Origin of the sequence: Trichocoleus sp. DQ-A2 (genome assembly GCF_039961915.1) — a bacterium.
Taxonomy (GTDB): Bacteria; Cyanobacteriota; Cyanobacteriia; order Cyanobacteriales; family FACHB-T130; genus FACHB-T130.
This window is the reverse complement of sequence record NZ_JAMPKD010000011.1, coordinates 14480-30020: the sequence shown is the minus strand read 5'-3', so window position 1 is coordinate 30020 and position 15541 is coordinate 14480. Positions and strand designations below refer to the sequence as shown.

14 protein-coding genes are annotated in these 15541 nt (G+C 47.6%); 6 read left to right on the top strand and 8 right to left on the bottom strand.

Annotation, left to right across the window (positions count from 1 at the left end; genetic code table 11):
- Positions 1 to 110: 110 nt before the first annotated feature.
- The gene (locus NC997_RS12665) at positions 111 to 1442 is read right to left on the bottom strand and encodes a class I SAM-dependent methyltransferase (protein WP_190527779.1); all 1332 of its coding nucleotides are present in this window, start codon (positions 1440 to 1442) and stop codon (positions 111 to 113) included.
- Between the two features lie 202 nt (positions 1443 to 1644).
- Between NC997_RS12665 and trxB the strand changes: the two genes are divergently transcribed.
- The 4 genes from trxB (at position 1645) to NC997_RS12645 (ending at position 5815) form a co-directional block, all read left to right on the top strand.
- The gene (gene trxB, locus NC997_RS12660) at positions 1645 to 3027 is read left to right on the top strand and encodes a thioredoxin-disulfide reductase (RefSeq protein WP_190527777.1); all 1383 of its coding nucleotides are present in this window, start codon (positions 1645 to 1647) and stop codon (positions 3025 to 3027) included.
- A gap of 165 nt (positions 3028 to 3192) precedes the next feature.
- Complete coding sequence (locus NC997_RS12655; RefSeq protein ID WP_190426687.1) at positions 3193 to 4098, top strand: ABC transporter permease; 906 nt, start codon at positions 3193 to 3195, stop codon at positions 4096 to 4098.
- Between the two features lie 94 nt (positions 4099 to 4192).
- Positions 4193 to 4738: a hypothetical protein gene (locus tag NC997_RS12650; protein ID WP_190527776.1), complete on the top strand. Its 546-nt coding sequence runs from the start codon at positions 4193 to 4195 to the stop codon at positions 4736 to 4738.
- 177 nt (positions 4739 to 4915) lie between these two features.
- Positions 4916 to 5815, top strand: a complete 900-nt coding sequence (locus NC997_RS12645; protein WP_190527969.1) for an ROK family protein — start codon at positions 4916 to 4918, stop codon at positions 5813 to 5815.
- A gap of 73 nt (positions 5816 to 5888) precedes the next feature.
- On the opposite strand, the gene NC997_RS12640 is transcribed toward NC997_RS12645, so the two are convergent.
- Genes NC997_RS12640 through NC997_RS12630 form a run of 3 tightly spaced genes read right to left on the bottom strand, consistent with a single transcriptional unit; the run spans position 5889 to position 8097 of the window.
- Positions 5889 to 6305, bottom strand: coding sequence for a hypothetical protein (locus NC997_RS12640; RefSeq protein WP_190412837.1), 417 nt, complete (start codon positions 6303 to 6305; stop codon positions 5889 to 5891).
- 9 nt (positions 6306 to 6314) lie between these two features.
- On the bottom strand, positions 6315 to 6455 hold the full coding sequence (locus NC997_RS12635) for a hypothetical protein (RefSeq protein ID WP_190986634.1): 141 nt from the start codon (positions 6453 to 6455) through the stop codon (positions 6315 to 6317).
- Entirely contained in the window at positions 6424 to 8097 is a 1674-nt protein-coding gene (locus NC997_RS12630; protein ID WP_190412838.1) for a CTP synthase, read from the bottom strand. The genes NC997_RS12635 and NC997_RS12630 overlap by 32 nt, the downstream gene beginning before the upstream one ends.
- A 536-nt stretch (positions 8098 to 8633) precedes the next feature.
- On the opposite strand from NC997_RS12630, the gene NC997_RS12625 reads away from it, so the two are divergent.
- Together NC997_RS12625 and NC997_RS12620 are read left to right on the top strand one after the other, a co-directional pair.
- Positions 8634 to 9185, top strand: a complete 552-nt coding sequence (locus NC997_RS12625; protein ID WP_190426697.1) for a pyridoxamine 5'-phosphate oxidase family protein — start codon at positions 8634 to 8636, stop codon at positions 9183 to 9185.
- A gap of 56 nt (positions 9186 to 9241) precedes the next feature.
- On the top strand, positions 9242 to 11017 hold the full coding sequence (locus NC997_RS12620; protein WP_190527774.1) for an N-acetylmuramoyl-L-alanine amidase: 1776 nt from the start codon (positions 9242 to 9244) through the stop codon (positions 11015 to 11017).
- Between the two features lie 90 nt (positions 11018 to 11107).
- On the opposite strand, the gene NC997_RS12615 is transcribed toward NC997_RS12620, so the two are convergent.
- The 4 genes from NC997_RS12615 to NC997_RS12600 form a co-directional block, all read right to left on the bottom strand.
- Complete coding sequence (locus NC997_RS12615) at positions 11108 to 11899, bottom strand: Rpn family recombination-promoting nuclease/putative transposase (protein WP_190527772.1); 792 nt, start codon at positions 11897 to 11899, stop codon at positions 11108 to 11110.
- A gap of 69 nt (positions 11900 to 11968) precedes the next feature.
- Entirely contained in the window at positions 11969 to 14083 is a 2115-nt protein-coding gene (locus NC997_RS12610) for a TIGR00300 family protein (protein ID WP_190527770.1), read from the bottom strand.
- A 218-nt stretch (positions 14084 to 14301) separates the two neighbouring features.
- Positions 14302 to 14985 carry a GDSL-type esterase/lipase family protein gene (locus NC997_RS12605; RefSeq protein WP_190527768.1) on the bottom strand — a complete coding sequence of 228 codons (684 nt, stop codon included), beginning with the start codon at positions 14983 to 14985 and terminating at the stop codon, positions 14302 to 14304.
- Positions 14986 to 15249: 264 nt separating this feature from the next.
- A complete protein-coding gene (locus NC997_RS12600) occupies positions 15250 to 15489 on the bottom strand; it encodes a hypothetical protein (RefSeq protein ID WP_190527766.1) in 240 nt (79 codons plus the stop codon).
- Positions 15490 to 15541: the final 52 nt, after the last annotated feature.

The following is a 15541-nucleotide window of genomic DNA, read 5'->3' as shown; positions in this document are numbered from 1 at the left end:
CTCCTTGGGGTGGGGGATGCTTGACTTGTACTCCTAGATGTAACTTACCCACATCCGATCAATTTCATATCATCCTCCGCAAAAAATTTTGGTTACCGTTTCCAAAGCTCTTACGCAGATAGTTCTAAAAGTACATAGCGAAAGAAATCTAGCTTGCTGAGAAGTTCTTTCACTTCGTTGAGGGCTTCCATGAAGGTCACAGGTTCCAAGGTTACAGGGTTCAGCGGTTTTACCTTAAGCCAGCGTTCCGTCAGAAATTTAACAGGCTTTGGCTCTTCCCACAGGGGTAGCAAGCAAATTAGTATACTACTGTCTATCTGGACAGGAGCCATAGCTGGGTGGGTGACATAACCGCTAATTTCAAAAGCTTTCTGCTCCACAAGGCACTTTAGAAGGTCTTCCTTGACCTGAGAAGTCCTTAGTTGAGGATGTAGATGTACCTTAGCGGCTTGCCAATCCGATAATTCCCACTGTTCAACTGGCGTGAACGAGTCTGCGTGACTCGAATGACCGCACCAAAAATCCAACAACCGATGAACTGGGTGCATAAGTTCAAAAAGATGCAGCCGTTCCTCTGTAGAAACTTCTGGTAAACTCATCCCCCAAAAAGCTGGCAAATTTTCTGGCTCATTAAATAAGTCAGTGACATCCCAGTGTCGCCAGTTCACCATGCTGATAAATTCTAGGTCTGCTGCTCTCAGAGCAGCGAACAAATCAGGAATCGTGTAACCTTTATCACCTTGGAACAGATAGTTCATCAACACCCCCTCTTTGCCATCTTCTTTTTCATAGCTGGGATTCCAAGTTTTAGCTTTTATGTCAACACCGTCTTTTAAAGCCTTCATGGTTTCTACAGCAATTTCTATTTCCATCTCCTCTGGGTTACTATCCATTAGCCCCATCATCTTGAAAACTTCTTGGGTACGATAATGGGTAAATCTTTGCAAGGAACTATGCAAATTACTGCGAATAATACCTTTTGGCTTTAGTATAGATTTCAGGGCGGCTAAGCCAACAGATATATCTGGGAACAAATAAAGAAGCTCATCACAATTAATATAGTCAAATTTTAAACGTAGTTTTGGTAAGTCATAGAGAGAGAGAATGTGAAACTCTGTATTTTCAAAACCATGATATGTTAGGCGTTGTTGTGCTAATTTGATTGACTCTTCTGATATGTCTATGCCAACTATTTTTGCGCCTGGATTTGCTTCTGCTAATATTAAGGTTTTGTAGCCAGTACCACAACCTGCATCTAAAATTAATTTTTCTTTAGTATCTATAATTTTTTGATTTCTTAAGTAGTAAGGTGTTACTAAATTATGAATAAAAAGATAGTTAGGATTATCCTTAGGAGATTTATCTATTGGAATTCTGGGATAGGGTCCAAAGTCAAATTGCTGACGAATTCTTTCTAGTAACTCTGATGCTTGGTCGTTCATGCGGAATACTTCCTGATACTGGAATTTTAAACATTTGGGAAGCGGGTCAAAATATAGTTAATGCCAGCACTCCCCCTTCAAGGGTTCCCATTTATGGGCAAAAATATACAGCTAGCGAAAGTTTCTTACGCTCATCGCCTCCCCATCCTCCCAAACCGCTATACTAGACTAAGCGTAGTCGTTATGAGTTTGTATAATTACCATGACCAACCCAACAGTAGAGAACTTGGTGATTATTGGTTCTGGCCCTGCGGGATATACCGCTGCTATCTATGCGGCGCGGGCGAATCTGAAACCCTTTGTGTTTGAAGGCTTTCAATCTGGGGGGCTACCTGGTGGGCAGCTGATGACCACGACGGAAGTGGAGAACTTTCCGGGGTTTCCAGAAGGGATTACCGGACCAGAATTGATGGATCGGATGAAGGCTCAGGCTGAGAGATGGGGGGCTGAGTTAGTTACCGAGGATGTGATTTCGGTGGATTTGAGTCAGCGTCCTTTTATTGTCCGCTCTGAGGAACGGGAAGTTAGAACTCATAGTATTGTAATTGCTACGGGGGCGACGGCGAAGAGGTTAGGGCTGCCCAGCGAGCATGAATTTTGGAGCCGGGGGATCTCGGCTTGCGCGATTTGTGATGGTGCGACACCGATCTTCCACGGTGCGGAACTGGCTGTGGTTGGCGGGGGTGACTCAGCGGCTGAGGAATCAGTTTACTTGACTAAGTATGGCGATCGCGTTCACATGCTGATTCGCGGCGACAAGATGCGGGCAAGTAAAGCAATGCAGGATCGGGTGCTGAATAACCCTAGGATTACGCTTCACTGGAATTCTCAGCCTGTGGATGTTGTCGGTGAAGATGGTCGGATGACCGGGATTAAGCTCAAACATACTCAAACGGGTGAAGAGAGTGTTCTCCCTGTTAAAGGATTGTTCTACGCGGTTGGTCATCAGCCCAACACCTCCCTATTTAAGGGGCAGATGGAATTGGATGAAGTTGGTTACATCGTGACGAAGCCTGGTTCGGTGGAGACGAGTGTAGAAGGTGTCTTTGCTGCGGGGGATGTCCAGGATCGTGAATATCGTCAGGCGATTACTGCGGCGGGTACTGGGTGTATGGCAGCAATGTTGGCGGAACGATGGCTATCTGTTAATGGTTTGCTCCAGGAGTATCGTCAGCAGATACATACGTCTGAAGAGCCAGATACACCGGCAGATGAGCCTGGTGATAAGATAGCTGAGCTGAATCCAGAAGCGGCGTTTAACCCGCAGGCGACGAGGCATGAGGGTAGCTATGCGTTGCGGAAGCTATTTCATGATAGCGATCGCCTGCTGATGGTCAAATATGTCTCGCCCAATTGCGGGCCTTGCCATACGCTAAAGCCGATCTTAAATAAGGTGGTGGATGAGTTCGATGGCAAAATCCACTTTGTAGAAATTGACATTGCGGAAGATAGAGACATTGCCGAGAATGCTGGTGTTACCGGAACGCCTACAGTGCAGTTCTTCAAAAACAAAGAATTAGTGGGTGAGATGAAGGGCGTTAAGCAAAAGAGCCAGTTCCGCCAAATGATTGAGCAATATGTCTAGCAAGGGTTTTAGGAATCAGGCGCATAGAATTCGCAGCTATACCAACAAAACCCGCTAGACAAGGGTTTAAAATGAAGTCCGCGTAGCATCCGGACTTCGCTTTCTGTTCCCTTCTTCTGAAGGGGGGTTGGCGTAGCCGCGATTTATCATCGCCAGGATATATTGATGACCCCGACAAAACTTCCCTTACCTCGACTTTTACGTTTATCTGGGCGTCCCAGTCTCTCCATGCAGATGATGCGGGTGGGAATTGTTATCACCTTGATGTTCGTGTTGATAGCCTTCCTCACTCCCGCATTTCAGGCTTGGGGATGGGTGCAAAATCCTTTGGAGTCCTTGGCTAACCCGATTCATGAGCCGCCCTCGTGGCGTCATTGGTTTGGTACCAGTCGCCAAGGGTACGATGTTTTCTCTCGCACCCTATTTGGGAGCCAAGCGGCGCTGCAAGTGGTTATCTTAGCAACCGTGTTGAGCCTTGTCATCGGGGTGCCGTTGGGTTTAGTCAGCGGTTATTTGGGTGGTAGGTTGGATCGGGTGCTGCTATTTTTGATGGATACAATTTATACGTTGCCGGGGCTGTTGCTGTCGGTGACGCTGGCGTTTGTGGTGGGACGAGGGGTCTTAAATGCCGCGATCGCGCTCAGCATTTCATACATTCCCCAATATTATCGAGTCGTCCGCAACCATACGGTTAGTGTTAAAACAGAACTGTTCATCGAAGCTGCTCAAGCAATGGGGGCAGACACTTGGAGGGTTCTCTCTCGCTACCTGTTTCTCAATGTGATTCAGAGCGTGCCTGTATTATTTACTCTGAATGCTGCCGATGCAATTTTGATTTTGGGCAGTTTGGGTTTTCTAGGGTTAGGGCTTGCCGATCAGGTTCCAGAATGGGGCTACGATCTCCGTCAGGCGCTGGATGCTCTGCCTACTGGCATTTGGTGGACAGCGCTTTTCCCAGGCTTAGCGATGACGCTGATGGTGGTAGGGTTGTCTCTGGTGGGAGAAGGATTAAGCGAGTTTGTGAATCCCCGGTTGCGGAGAGAAAATTGGAACCAAAAATCCCCTGAATAGAGTCAAATATTTTATCGGTAATGGGTAATCGAAACCTTTTTATACAATGACCCATTACCAACGATCCATTACCAATAAGCACTGCTGCTGAGATATGAAAGACAATATTTCTTTAATTGCTGCCGCTACAGGTGGTTTTATGTTATCTATTGCGATCGCTGGGATACTTAGGGCGGCACCTGTTACAGGCTTGAAGGTGCAAGCCAGTCCCAACACGGCCCAAGTAGCGGATTTGCAGCTTAAACCTGTTTATCCCGATGAAACTGTTAGTTATACCCTGAATGAAAGGTTTTCTGTAAAAAATTCAATGCGCGTTCTTCCACAAATTAAGGGGGCGTTGAATAGTTTTCACACTTTGACGGAAAAAAGTAAATCTGCTTTGGGAGAAAAAGCTATCTCTGAGGTAGGGAATACTGATTGGGAAGTTCAAAACTTGGGCTTTACTAACTGGGTTGCTTCCGTTGAAGGGACAATTAAAAAGCAAGATTATCAGATGAAAAAGCTGGAGTTTGAATTGGCGAAAAAGCAGTATGAAGACAAAGAAATTGTAAAATCAGTATTAGACCAGAAAGCGGTAAGTTATCAGCAGGCTAAGCAAGAATTTCAAAAGTTCTGGAATTCCTTTAAAATTTCAGACTGATATTAAGGGTCGTGGATTAAATAACTGACGAACTTCACCTTCTGTAGGGGCATTGCAATGCAATGCCCCTACAGAAGGAATTGGGACTTTATAAATCAGCTCTAAAGGTTGGGAAAAGTGACAAATGGCATGAATATAGATAAGTGGTATTAGTTTTTGGAAATTAGAAGAACGGTTGTGGTGAATCGGGAAGTAATTGGCATTGATCTGGGAGGAACGGCAATTAAGCTGGGGAGGTTCCGCGAGGATGGGACTTGCTTGGAGTCGTTGAGTGTGGCGACACCGCAACCGGCAACACCGACAGCGGTTTTGGATGCGATGATAGAAGCGATCGCGCAGCTCGATCCAGCAAGACACGCGATCGCGCTCGGTATCGGTACCCCTGGTCCCGCCGATGCATCCGGTCGAATTGCTAGAGTCGCGATTAACCTGGCAGGCTGGCATGATGTACCCCTCGCAGATTGGTTAGAAGCCAAAACAGGTTTACCCACAGTTCTCGCCAATGATGCTAACTGTGCTGGGATGGGAGAAGCTTGGTTAGGAGCTGGACGCCATTACCGGAATTTGATTCTGCTAACACTTGGTACAGGTGTGGGGGGTGCGATTATCCTCGATGGGAACCTGTTTGTGGGTCATCAAGGTGCCGCCGCTGAGCTAGGATTAATTACCTTAAATCCAGAGGGTCCGCCCTGTAATAGCGGCAATCAAGGCTCTTTAGAGCAATATGCCTCAGTAGCCGCCATTCGCCGCCGCACGGGGTTAGAACCAGAGGAACTGGGCAAGTTGGCAAGGGCAGGCGACCCGCAAGTATTAGAATTTTGGCAAAGCTACGGACGCGATCTCGGTGTTGGATTATCGAGTCTCATTTATGTTTTAACGCCGGAAGCGATTGTCATTGGCGGCGGCGTTAGTGCAAGTGCAGAATTTTTCTTTCCGGCTGCACTTGCAGAAATTGAGCGGCGGGTGCTGAAGAGTTCCCGTGAGGGTTTGCACCTATTAAAAGCTGAGTTAGGCAACCAAGCTGGAATGGTTGGGGCGGCAAAATTGGCTTGGCAAATTTTGAAGACTGAAAGTTGAGGGTTGAGGGCTGGGGACTGAGGGTTGAGGATTGAGGAGTGTTAGTCTCAGCACTTGTCGTTCTCCCTACTGGTTAAAATGAGTGCCCGGTTTTCTGTTTGATATATTCCAAAATTTTCTGATAGCAATCCGGGTCATTCTGCTTGTTGATAATGATGGGAATAGCACTATTCGGCAACCAGAACGTGAGCCTACCGTTAGAAGAATAGGAAAAGCTACTGATACGGTTGAGATCGACTACATATTCATTCCGTTCATAACTAACTTTGATCCAAGATGCTGCCAGTGAATGGAAGCTAACTTGTTGAATATAGTCCATTACTTGCTGATAGCCATCCGGGTTACTTTGACGGTTGATAATAATTGGGATGGCACTATCAGGCAACCAAAAAGTTACCTTACCGTTCGGGGTGCAAGCGAAGGCACTGATGCGGTCAAGATCGATTACATATTCATTTCGCTCATAACTCACTTTAATCCAATACGCCACATGACCTCCTCACATTAAGGTGAGTTCTGGCACTGACAACGCTCCCCCGCGCAAGTGGTTGGTGGAAAGCAGGACGTGAAGCGATCGCTTTCCGTCCTGCTGTAATTGCCAGCAACTGTTAAGATACCTCAGCTGCTTGGAGCGTCGCATCTTCTTGGGTAGGCTGTGAGGAGTCAGAACGAGCGAGTCCGGGGTCAAGCTGGGCTAGTGCCGCTTGAATCAATCCCTGGAACATCGGGTGGGGATTGCTGGGTCGAGAGCTAAATTCCGGGTGGAATTGGGTGGCAATAAAGAAAGGATGGTTAGGTAGTTCAATAATTTCCACTAATCGCCCATCCGGCGAGGTACCGCTGATCGCATAGCCGGTTTCTAAAAACAGGTTGCGATAAGCATTATTAAACTCATACCGATGCCGATGCCGTTCGTAAACCACTTCTTCTTGATAGAGCCGGAAGGCTAGAGTATTGGGCGCTAAACGACAAGCATATAGCCCCAAGCGCATCGTGCCGCCTAAATCCACCACATCTTGCTGTTCCGGCAACAGGTTGATCACCGGATTCGATCCATTCGGGGCAAATTCAGCACTATTGGCATCTTCTAATCCTGCGACGTGTCGCGCCCATTCAATCACCGAACATTGCATCCCCAGACACAAACCGAGGAAGGGGATCTGGTTTTTACGGGCGTATTCAATCGCCGCAATTTTGCCATCGACACCCCGAACGCCGAAACCTCCAGGTACTACAATGCCGTTCACACCAGCCAGGTAAGTTTCGGCACTGCCCGATTCGATGCTTTCCGAGCTAACCCAACGGAGGTTAAGGTCACAATTCATTGCGATCGCTGCATGGCGCAAAGCTTCCAACACTGAGAGATAGGCATCTGTTAACCTTACATATTTACCAACGATGGCAATCTCTATCCGGTGAGTTGGATGATATAGGCGATCTACTAAGATTTTCCACTGGCTCAAGTTGGGTTGGCGTTGCTCTAGTTGCAGCAATTCTAGGGTTTGCTGTGCTAGTCCTTCCCGTTCTAAAATCAGCGGCACTTCGTAGATACTTTTGGCATCTTGGGCTGTAATCACGCACTCGACGGGAACATCGCAGAACTCTGAGATTTTTTCTTTGAGTCCTGGGTGTAGAGGGCGATCGCATCTACAAACTAAAATATCCGGTTGAATCCCGATCGACCGTAATTCCTTCACCGAATGCTGCGTCGGCTTGGTTTTCATCTCCCCTGCTGAGGGAATCCACGGCATCAGGGTTACGTGCATATACAGCACGTTATGACGCCCCACATCTTTGCGGAACTGACGAATTGCTTCCAAAAATGGCAGGGATTCAATATCGCCCACCGTGCCGCCAATTTCCGTAATCACCACATCCGGGTTGGTATTTTTGGCAACTCGCTGGATGCGATCTTTGATTTCATTCGTAATATGGGGAATTACCTGCACGGTGCCCCCCATATAATCGCCACGACGTTCTTTATTGAGTACCGCTTGGTAAATCGAGCCAGTTGTGACGCTATTGAGCCGAGACATGGACGTATCGGTGAAGCGTTCGTAGTGCCCCAAGTCCAAATCCGTCTCGGCACCATCTGCCGTTACGAACACTTCTCCGTGCTGAAAAGGACTCATCGTCCCCGGATCGACGTTAATATACGGATCTAATTTCAGGATAGAAACCGAATAGTCACGCGACTTCAGCAAGCGTCCTAAACTTGCTGCTACAATTCCCTTGCCGATACTGGAAACCACGCCGCCGGTGACAAAGACAAACTTAGTCATAAAATGCTTAAAAGAAGAGCCATGTCGGCAACCCACCCCGTTAATTGTGCCACAGTCTTAACGAGTTGTTCGTTGCTTGTTGTTTGCAGTCTGCGATCGGTGATCGCTGGTTTGTAAAACCTTGGCAGAGTGGCTTTGTTGGCTGCCTTATCACCTATCCTATAGGAACGATAACAAGGCTAACAGTTGCTTTGCGATCGCTTATAGGCCTTCAAACCCCTCAAAGGACTGACGACGGACAATTCCCACGCTTGGGCGATCGCGCTTTTGGTACGGTTTAACCCCTGAGTGACACTATTTTTGGCTTTGACTGAGTACCTCCCGACTTCGCTGCTAGCATTCTGGTATTAGCACTTTGCCTTTACCGGAAGTTAGACGAAATCGATAGCTTCGTTCCTTTCAATGTCATCAATCCCACTCGTTTTCCTGCCAATTAGATTCTAAACTATTGATACCTGGTAATGCTTCGACCTCTGTAAATTGCTTGATAATTAAAATACTATTAACTGGATAATCGGTGGGCTAAGACACTAGACATGGCTAAAGTTTACGATGAATTAAATCAGAATCTCCGAGACTTTATTCAGGAGCAGAAAATCTTCTTTACCGCGACTGCACCGAAAGAAGGTCGGATTAATTTGTCGCCTAAAGGAGTAGATACTTTCCGCTGTATTGATAATAATACAGTGGCTTACCTTGATTTAACTGGGAGTGGCAACGAGACCTCCGCTCATTTACATGAACCAGGAAATGGGCGGATGACAATCATGTTTTGCAGCTTTTCTGAAAAGCCTTTGATTCTTCGTTTATACGGTCAGGGAAAAGTAATTTTTCCAAGACATGAAGCCTGGGACAAATTTTATTCCTTGTTTACGCCAATCTTAGGAGAACGTCAGATCGTGGTACTTGAGATAAAATCAGTACAAACTTCATGCGGATATGGCGTGCCCATTTATGAACTGAAAGAAGAAAGAAAAACTATCAGAGAATGGGGTGAAAAAAAAGGGAAACAAGGAATCTTTGACTATTGGTGCGAAAAGAATCAAAAGAGTATCGATGGACTCCCCACAAAACTTTTACAAGATTAAAGAAACTTTTTTACTAATTTTATCCTCTAATTGATGTAAGGAACTTAGGATTTAACATGAGAAACATCCTGGGATTGGCTGTATTAGGGGTGGTTATGGCAGCACCAGTATCGGCAAAACAATCTCTTTACGTTTCCTATCCTCCTGCTAGCCATAAAACCACAGCTGACCGAATTTTCTTAATTGGCACAGCTCCACCGCCAGGAAAAGTGTTGGTGAATGGGAAGGCGATCGCGCGGAGCAAACAGGGGCATTTTGCTCCCAGTTTTCCGTTAAAGCCGGGAGAGAACCTCTTTACGGTGAGCTATCAAGGTCAAGCCGTCAAACTTAAAGTTACGCGGGCTGCCGCCCACCCTGAGCCACCAAAGGGGTTGGCATTTGCCAAAGATTCCCTGACTCCATCGCAGGATCTCGCCAGACTGCCGGGTGAGTTGCTGTGTTTCGGCGCAGTTGCTCCTGCTGACGCCAATGTTTCCGTCAATTTGGCGAATCAAACGATTCCGCTAACTAACCAGCAGCAGGTTGTACAGCTACCAGCGAATTCCGCTGCCTTAACTGCACAAAATCAACCTTATGCTGTCGCTGGGGCAGGACACTACCTGGGTTGTGCAGCAGCGGCGGCGGCGGCTGATTTGGGTCGTCCCCAGTTCAAAGTAGAAAAAAATGGGCAGATTGTGAGTCAGGAGGGACCGGCGAAGATTCAGATTCTCTCTCCAGCACAGCTAGACGTGGCTGAGGTGATTGTTGATGCCGGGGTCGCCCGAACCGGGCCAAGTACAGATTATTCTCGCCTGACACCGCTGCCGAAAACTACGCGAGCTACAATTACAGGTCGAGACGGGGAATGGGTGCGCTTGGACTATGGCGGCTGGATTAACAGTAAAGAAGTTCAAATTGTCAAAGGTTCGGTGCCACCGCGATCGCTGATTCGCAGTATTCGCGCTCGGAAGATTGCCGGTGCTACAGAAGTCATTTTTCCCTTACAAGTGCCGGTACCGCTCGTTGTGCAGCAGGGCGATCGCACGCTGACATTAACGCTGTATAACACGACGGCGCAAACGGACATCATTCGCCTCGACCCCGATCCCGTCATTTCCCGCCTGGATTGGCAACAGGTCGCCCCAGAAACCGTCCAATATACGTTTAATCTCAAATCCGCCCAGCAATGGGGTTATACGGTGAGATATGAAGGCACGAGCCTGATTTTATCTCTGCGCCATCCCCCTCGTCTCACCTCTGGTCCCTCCCCTCTCCGTTCTCAGTCTTCCAACAAGCCTTTATCTGGAATCAAAATTGTTCTCGATCCCGGACATGGCGGTGAAGACAGTGGCGCAGGAGGGCCAACCGGCTATCCCGAAAAAGAGGTGACGCTCACCATGTCAAAGCTGATCGCCACTCAGCTGATTGCACGGGGTGCCACAGTGTACCTGACGCGGGAGGTTGATAAGGCGGTGTCGTTGCCAGAACGGGTAGCAATCATTGACGCAGTGAAACCGGCAATTTCGCTTTCAATTCACTACAATTCCCTCCCCGATGAAGGAGATGCCCAGAATACGCAGGGTTTTGGGACTTTTTGGTATCATCCCCAAGCCCACAGCTTAGCGATGTTTCTGCATAACTACATCGTGACTCAGGCGGGGCGTCCTTCCTACGGCGTTTTTTGGGATAACTTAGCCCTCGCGCGTCCTGCCTCTGCACCCTCTGTATTGCTGGAATTAGGTTTTATGAGCAATCCAGAAGAATTTGAATGGGTGGTCAATCCGCAAGCGCAGCAGAAGATGGCGGCAGCGATCGCAGAAGGCGTCACCCAATGGTTCAAAGTCGCTCGGTAAATACTCCTTTCTCCAGTAGGCTGGGCTTGGGCATTCCCTTTGCAATGATTTGGGCAATGAATTCCCATCCCAGCAATACTGACTAAATGCCTAATCGGAAGTCTTTGCTTCTGCGGCTTGTTTGGCTTGCTCAATTGTCAATCCCAAAGCCTCTGCGACCTGTTCCACAGTTAACCCTAATGTCAATAATCGAGACACTGCTTCTAATTTTGCTTCCAGTTTACCCTCCTCGACGGCGTCTTGATAAACTCTAGTTTGCTTTAACTCACTGAATCCAAACATTGCTTCCATCTCCTGGCGAGTCATTTGTGGAAACTTGTACAAGACTATTGTCTCAATCAACTCTATAAGTTGCCGCCTGACCCCTTCATCAGCAATTTCTTGGCTGGCTTTATTAAGTAACTGCCTTGCCAAGTCAGCGGCTTTCTTTTTAGTCTCTACAACTAATTTCACCACGCCCACGCCAAGAGATCGATCTGCCGCTTCTCCTAATTCATCTAAATATATCCGTCGAATTCGCGGGCTTGTCAGTAATTCTCGATACTGGGGCTTCACACCTGGATCTAGGCTTTTGCTTCTAAAAATTACCACTCCTCTCCAATCGTTAGCTCGTTCGTATTGAGATAGGTAAAGGAAGATTTCTCCAAAAAAGCGCTGATAAAATCTTTCGTCGCGTTGAAATTGTACTTCTACAAAATAAATGGGTTGGTCAGCAGAATCGTCAAAGGGTAGAAATAAACCATCGAGGCGAAAGGCGGTTTGTTTGACTTCAACTGAGGTGAATTGATAGGTGTTGCCAGTTGATTCTGGTTGCCCAATCAATTCAAAGAAGATGCTGGGAAAATTTTGAAAGAGTTGATAGAAAATGCTGTCAGTTTTCACGCTTTCGGAGCCACTATTGAAAAAACAAATAGGGTGGGCAGTGCCCACCCTATCGTGTCTACACAATAATTAAACTGATTGAGCAATGTGATAAGGGCTGGTTAATTTATCCAGCTGTTGCACTAACAGACTGAGGAATAAACCGACATCGGTGACGACGCCGACGGATTCGACAGAACCGCGATCGCTCAATTTGGTGACAACGGCTGGGTTTATATCTACGCAGACCATCTTCACCCCGGCTGGTGTCATATTTCCCACTCCAATTGAGTGCAGCATGGAAGAGAGCATCAAAATCATGTCTGCACCTTGCAGCAGTTGGGAATACTCTTCCTGAGCTTTAATTAAGTCCATCTGAGTATCTGGTAAGGGACCATCATCGCGGATGGAACCGGCAAGGCAGAAGGGAACGCCATTGCGGACGCACTCGTACATGACACCGCTATTGATCGCACCATTCTCAACAGCTTTGGCAATACTGCCATAACGGCGAATCGTGTTAATTACTTTCAGGTGATGGCGGTGTCCCCCCCGAACAGCGACGCCTCGTTTCATATCCACACCCAGCGAGGTTCCCAACATGGACTGCTCAATGTCGTGGACAGCGATCGCATTTCCTCCCAGCAACGCCTGCACATAACCTTGCCGAATCAGATGCGTCAGGTGTTCGGCACCGCCCGTATGAATCACTACTGGCCCTGCTGTCACCACTACTTTACCGCCAGCATCGCGAATTTTGCGAAGTTCCCAGGCAACTTGTTCCACCACCAATTCCACGCGGCGTTCGCTGGAAACTCCGGCAGACATAAAACTGAATTCTTGGGTGTTGCGCTGTTCGCGGGATTCCGTCTTCCGCACCGTGCGGATACCGACGACATCAACCACCACCTGTTCGCCAAGTTCTAAATCCCGCAGCAGTTTACACCGTGCTACCCGTCCGTTGGGAGTTTGGGTAATAGCGATCGCGCCATCCATGCGTTGCTCTTGCACTCGCACCCACTCCCCATTGATTCTGACTTCTGTGGGATAAATGGTGGACACATAGAAATCATCTGGAGCCACCCCAGCTTGGATGACATCTTCCAGCTTGGCATCACGCTCATCTTGGGGCAAATTCACCGCACCCAAATCGATAAGCTGCGACAAAATCGCTTCCATCACATCGTGGGAAGGAGCCGACACTTTCACCTCCGCAGAGGAGGTACTTTGCCGTTGCTCTCCCAGACTGAAGTTGAGAACCTGGAAGCTGCCCCCATTTTCTACGACTAAATCTAAAGCACGGTTGATTAAGCCGGAGTCCAGCAAATGCCCTTCTAGGCGAATCGTGCGGCTTTCCACCGAGACATTGGCATGGACTTCTTCTCGGACGGGTTCCGTCACCCGCAGCGTCAGACACTTAGCAGCGCCACCGGCTTTCAAAAATTCTGTCAGCGGCGTTTCGATAACTTGAAATCCAACATCGGCAAGGCGTTTTTTGAGTGGCTCACTCGCCTTATTCATCACCACAACGTGGTCAATATTCACAGCGTTGCAGGCGAAATTTACCGCATCCGCTTCCTCGATGGCAATCCGCTTCTCCGGCGCAACTCGCATTTCAATCAAGCGGTTGGTGTAAGAATCAAATGCGGGGGGATAGTAGAGCAAATAGCCGCCACTCAGGGGACAGAAGCAGGTATCCAGATGATAGAACCGCTCATCCATCAATCGCAACGATAGCACTTCGATGTCGAGCCACTTTGCCAACAACGGGTGAGAATCGAGTTCTGAGCGGAAGCCGTATCCCGCCCACAACCAGCGCCCCTCTCGATCCAGCAGCGCATCGCCCGCGCCTTCAAACGGCAAGTCTTTAGGCAGTTCATGCACCTTATAGCCTTTTTCCTCAAACCATTGCTTGAAATAAGGCTCCTCACCCTGCCGCTCTTTGTGGAAGAAGCGGCTCAGGACAACGGTATCTCCCAGAACCAAGCCAGCATTGGCTGTAAACACCATGTCAGGCACACCGCGCTGGGGTGCAACCAAATCGACAATGGCGTGGTCTTTGAGGACGTAATGAAGCTTTTGCCATTGCTCGACGGCGCGATCGCGCGAGGATTTGTGAATATTGCCCTCCATCCAGGGATTAATCACATAATCCACGTCGTAATGGTCGGGAGCGCACATGAGGAAGCGGATCGAGGAGGTCATAAAAGAATCTCAAGTGAAATAGACAAGGGCAAACTCTTATTGGATACAGACTTTCTACGATCCAATTCTGTAGGACTTGTTACGAAATCTTTACCTCTTATTCGTAACAGCGAAAGTCAGCTCTAGAGGCTAATGTCTATTTTATTCCTTTACAACCCAAGGGACTTGACAAAAAGCGATTTATGGAAAATTTTTAACAGTTTCAGTGCAAATCGCTCCTATGTTTGATTAGCACTCCGTCGATATTGCAACAAGGTTGGAGGCCAAGTAGCTTGGGCTAATAAGGGCTGTAAGTTTTTAGCAACGCGGGAGGCTAAAAGCTGGTGTCCGGCAGCATTTGGATGAATGATATCTTCCTGGCGATTTTTTGGATTATCGACAATTCCAGTTAAAACCTGCGGAATTAAATAAGCCTGTGTATCTTTAGCAACACGCTGATAAAGTTCATCATATTCATCTTCTATGTAGCCGAGATTGATTCCTAGCAGCACAACAATTGCTTTTTGTTGTTGAATCGAAGTTACGATTTGCCGCAAGTTTTGTTCTGTCTCAGTTTTGGGAATTTTTCGCAGAAAATCATTTCCGCCTAATTCAACAATTACCAGCCAAGGTTCTGCTGTGATCGCATCTTTTTGTAAGCGACTCAACCCCATTGCGGTTGTATCGCCGCTAACACCGCGATTCAGTATTGGCAAACCGAGTTGACGACTCAACACGCTGGGAAAAGCTTCTGTCTTGTCCACGCCATATCCAGAGGCGATGCTATCGCCTAAAACAATAACTTGCTTACCAGCACCCGCTTTGAGGTTTTTGACATCATCGAAATTGTTGCCGCAACTGGTAACAACCAGCAGGGAAGCAAACAGCAAACTAAAGAACCACACCCATCGGCGTTTTTTCATACAGTTTTCCAATTCAACCCAACGATATTGCAGATGGTTAGCGGTAGGGGCGAAGAAGAAAGCGCGATCGCCTATGCCACTTAACCCAATATTATTAATGCGAATGCTTCACGCTTCCCTGCGATAGGGTGAAGCATTCGGGTACAAATCTTGCCGTCAACTGTGAAATATTTTGAACCGAATGCTTCGCCCCTACTACTACGGTGGATGCGATTGCACTCTCCTCTTGAGATACAAAATGTCATTGGCGGGGTTAAGAGTGATTTATTTCTTATCATTCATCCGGCACAAATGGCGGATGTGAAGCCCCAGACAAAAGAACCATGCCAATAGCAATGGTAACAACAGACTGGGAGATGTTTGCCCAGCAGTATCGTACTGGATTGACTGCGGCTGATACTGAATTTGAGTCTTAGCCTGTAGTTGTGGCTCAACAAAATTACCATGAAAATTTTCTACAGCTTCCCTCTGCTTAATCTTATCTTTTTGAGAATCTGTAATCATTAACTTCACCTACTTTCAAGGTTGATGAGGTGAAGTTTGAGCTTGGGAAATT

Excerpts from the sequence above, each read along its gene's own strand:
- trxB (WP_190527777.1), top strand. The coding sequence starts at position 1,645 with ATGACCAACCCAACAGTAGAGAACTTGGTGATTATTGGTTCTGGCCCT.
- NC997_RS12665 (WP_190527779.1), bottom strand. The coding sequence starts at position 1,442 with ATGAACGACCAAGCATCAGAGTTACTAGAAAGAATTCGTCAGCAATTT.
- NC997_RS12635 (WP_190986634.1), bottom strand. The coding sequence starts at position 6,455 with ATGCGACGCTCCAAGCAGCTGAGGTATCTTAACAGTTGCTGGCAATTA.
- NC997_RS12655 (WP_190426687.1), top strand. The coding sequence starts at position 3,193 with ATGACCCCGACAAAACTTCCCTTACCTCGACTTTTACGTTTATCTGGG.
- NC997_RS12610 (WP_190527770.1), bottom strand. The coding sequence starts at position 14,083 with ATGACCTCCTCGATCCGCTTCCTCATGTGCGCTCCCGACCATTACGAC.
- NC997_RS12620 (WP_190527774.1), top strand. The coding sequence starts at position 9,242 with ATGAGAAACATCCTGGGATTGGCTGTATTAGGGGTGGTTATGGCAGCA.
- NC997_RS12630 (WP_190412838.1), bottom strand. The coding sequence starts at position 8,097 with ATGACTAAGTTTGTCTTTGTCACCGGCGGCGTGGTTTCCAGTATCGGC.
- NC997_RS12625 (WP_190426697.1), top strand. The coding sequence starts at position 8,634 with ATGGCTAAAGTTTACGATGAATTAAATCAGAATCTCCGAGACTTTATT.
- NC997_RS12605 (WP_190527768.1), bottom strand. The coding sequence starts at position 14,985 with ATGAAAAAACGCCGATGGGTGTGGTTCTTTAGTTTGCTGTTTGCTTCC.
- NC997_RS12600 (WP_190527766.1), bottom strand. The coding sequence starts at position 15,489 with ATGATTACAGATTCTCAAAAAGATAAGATTAAGCAGAGGGAAGCTGTA.
- NC997_RS12650 (WP_190527776.1), top strand. The coding sequence starts at position 4,193 with ATGAAAGACAATATTTCTTTAATTGCTGCCGCTACAGGTGGTTTTATG.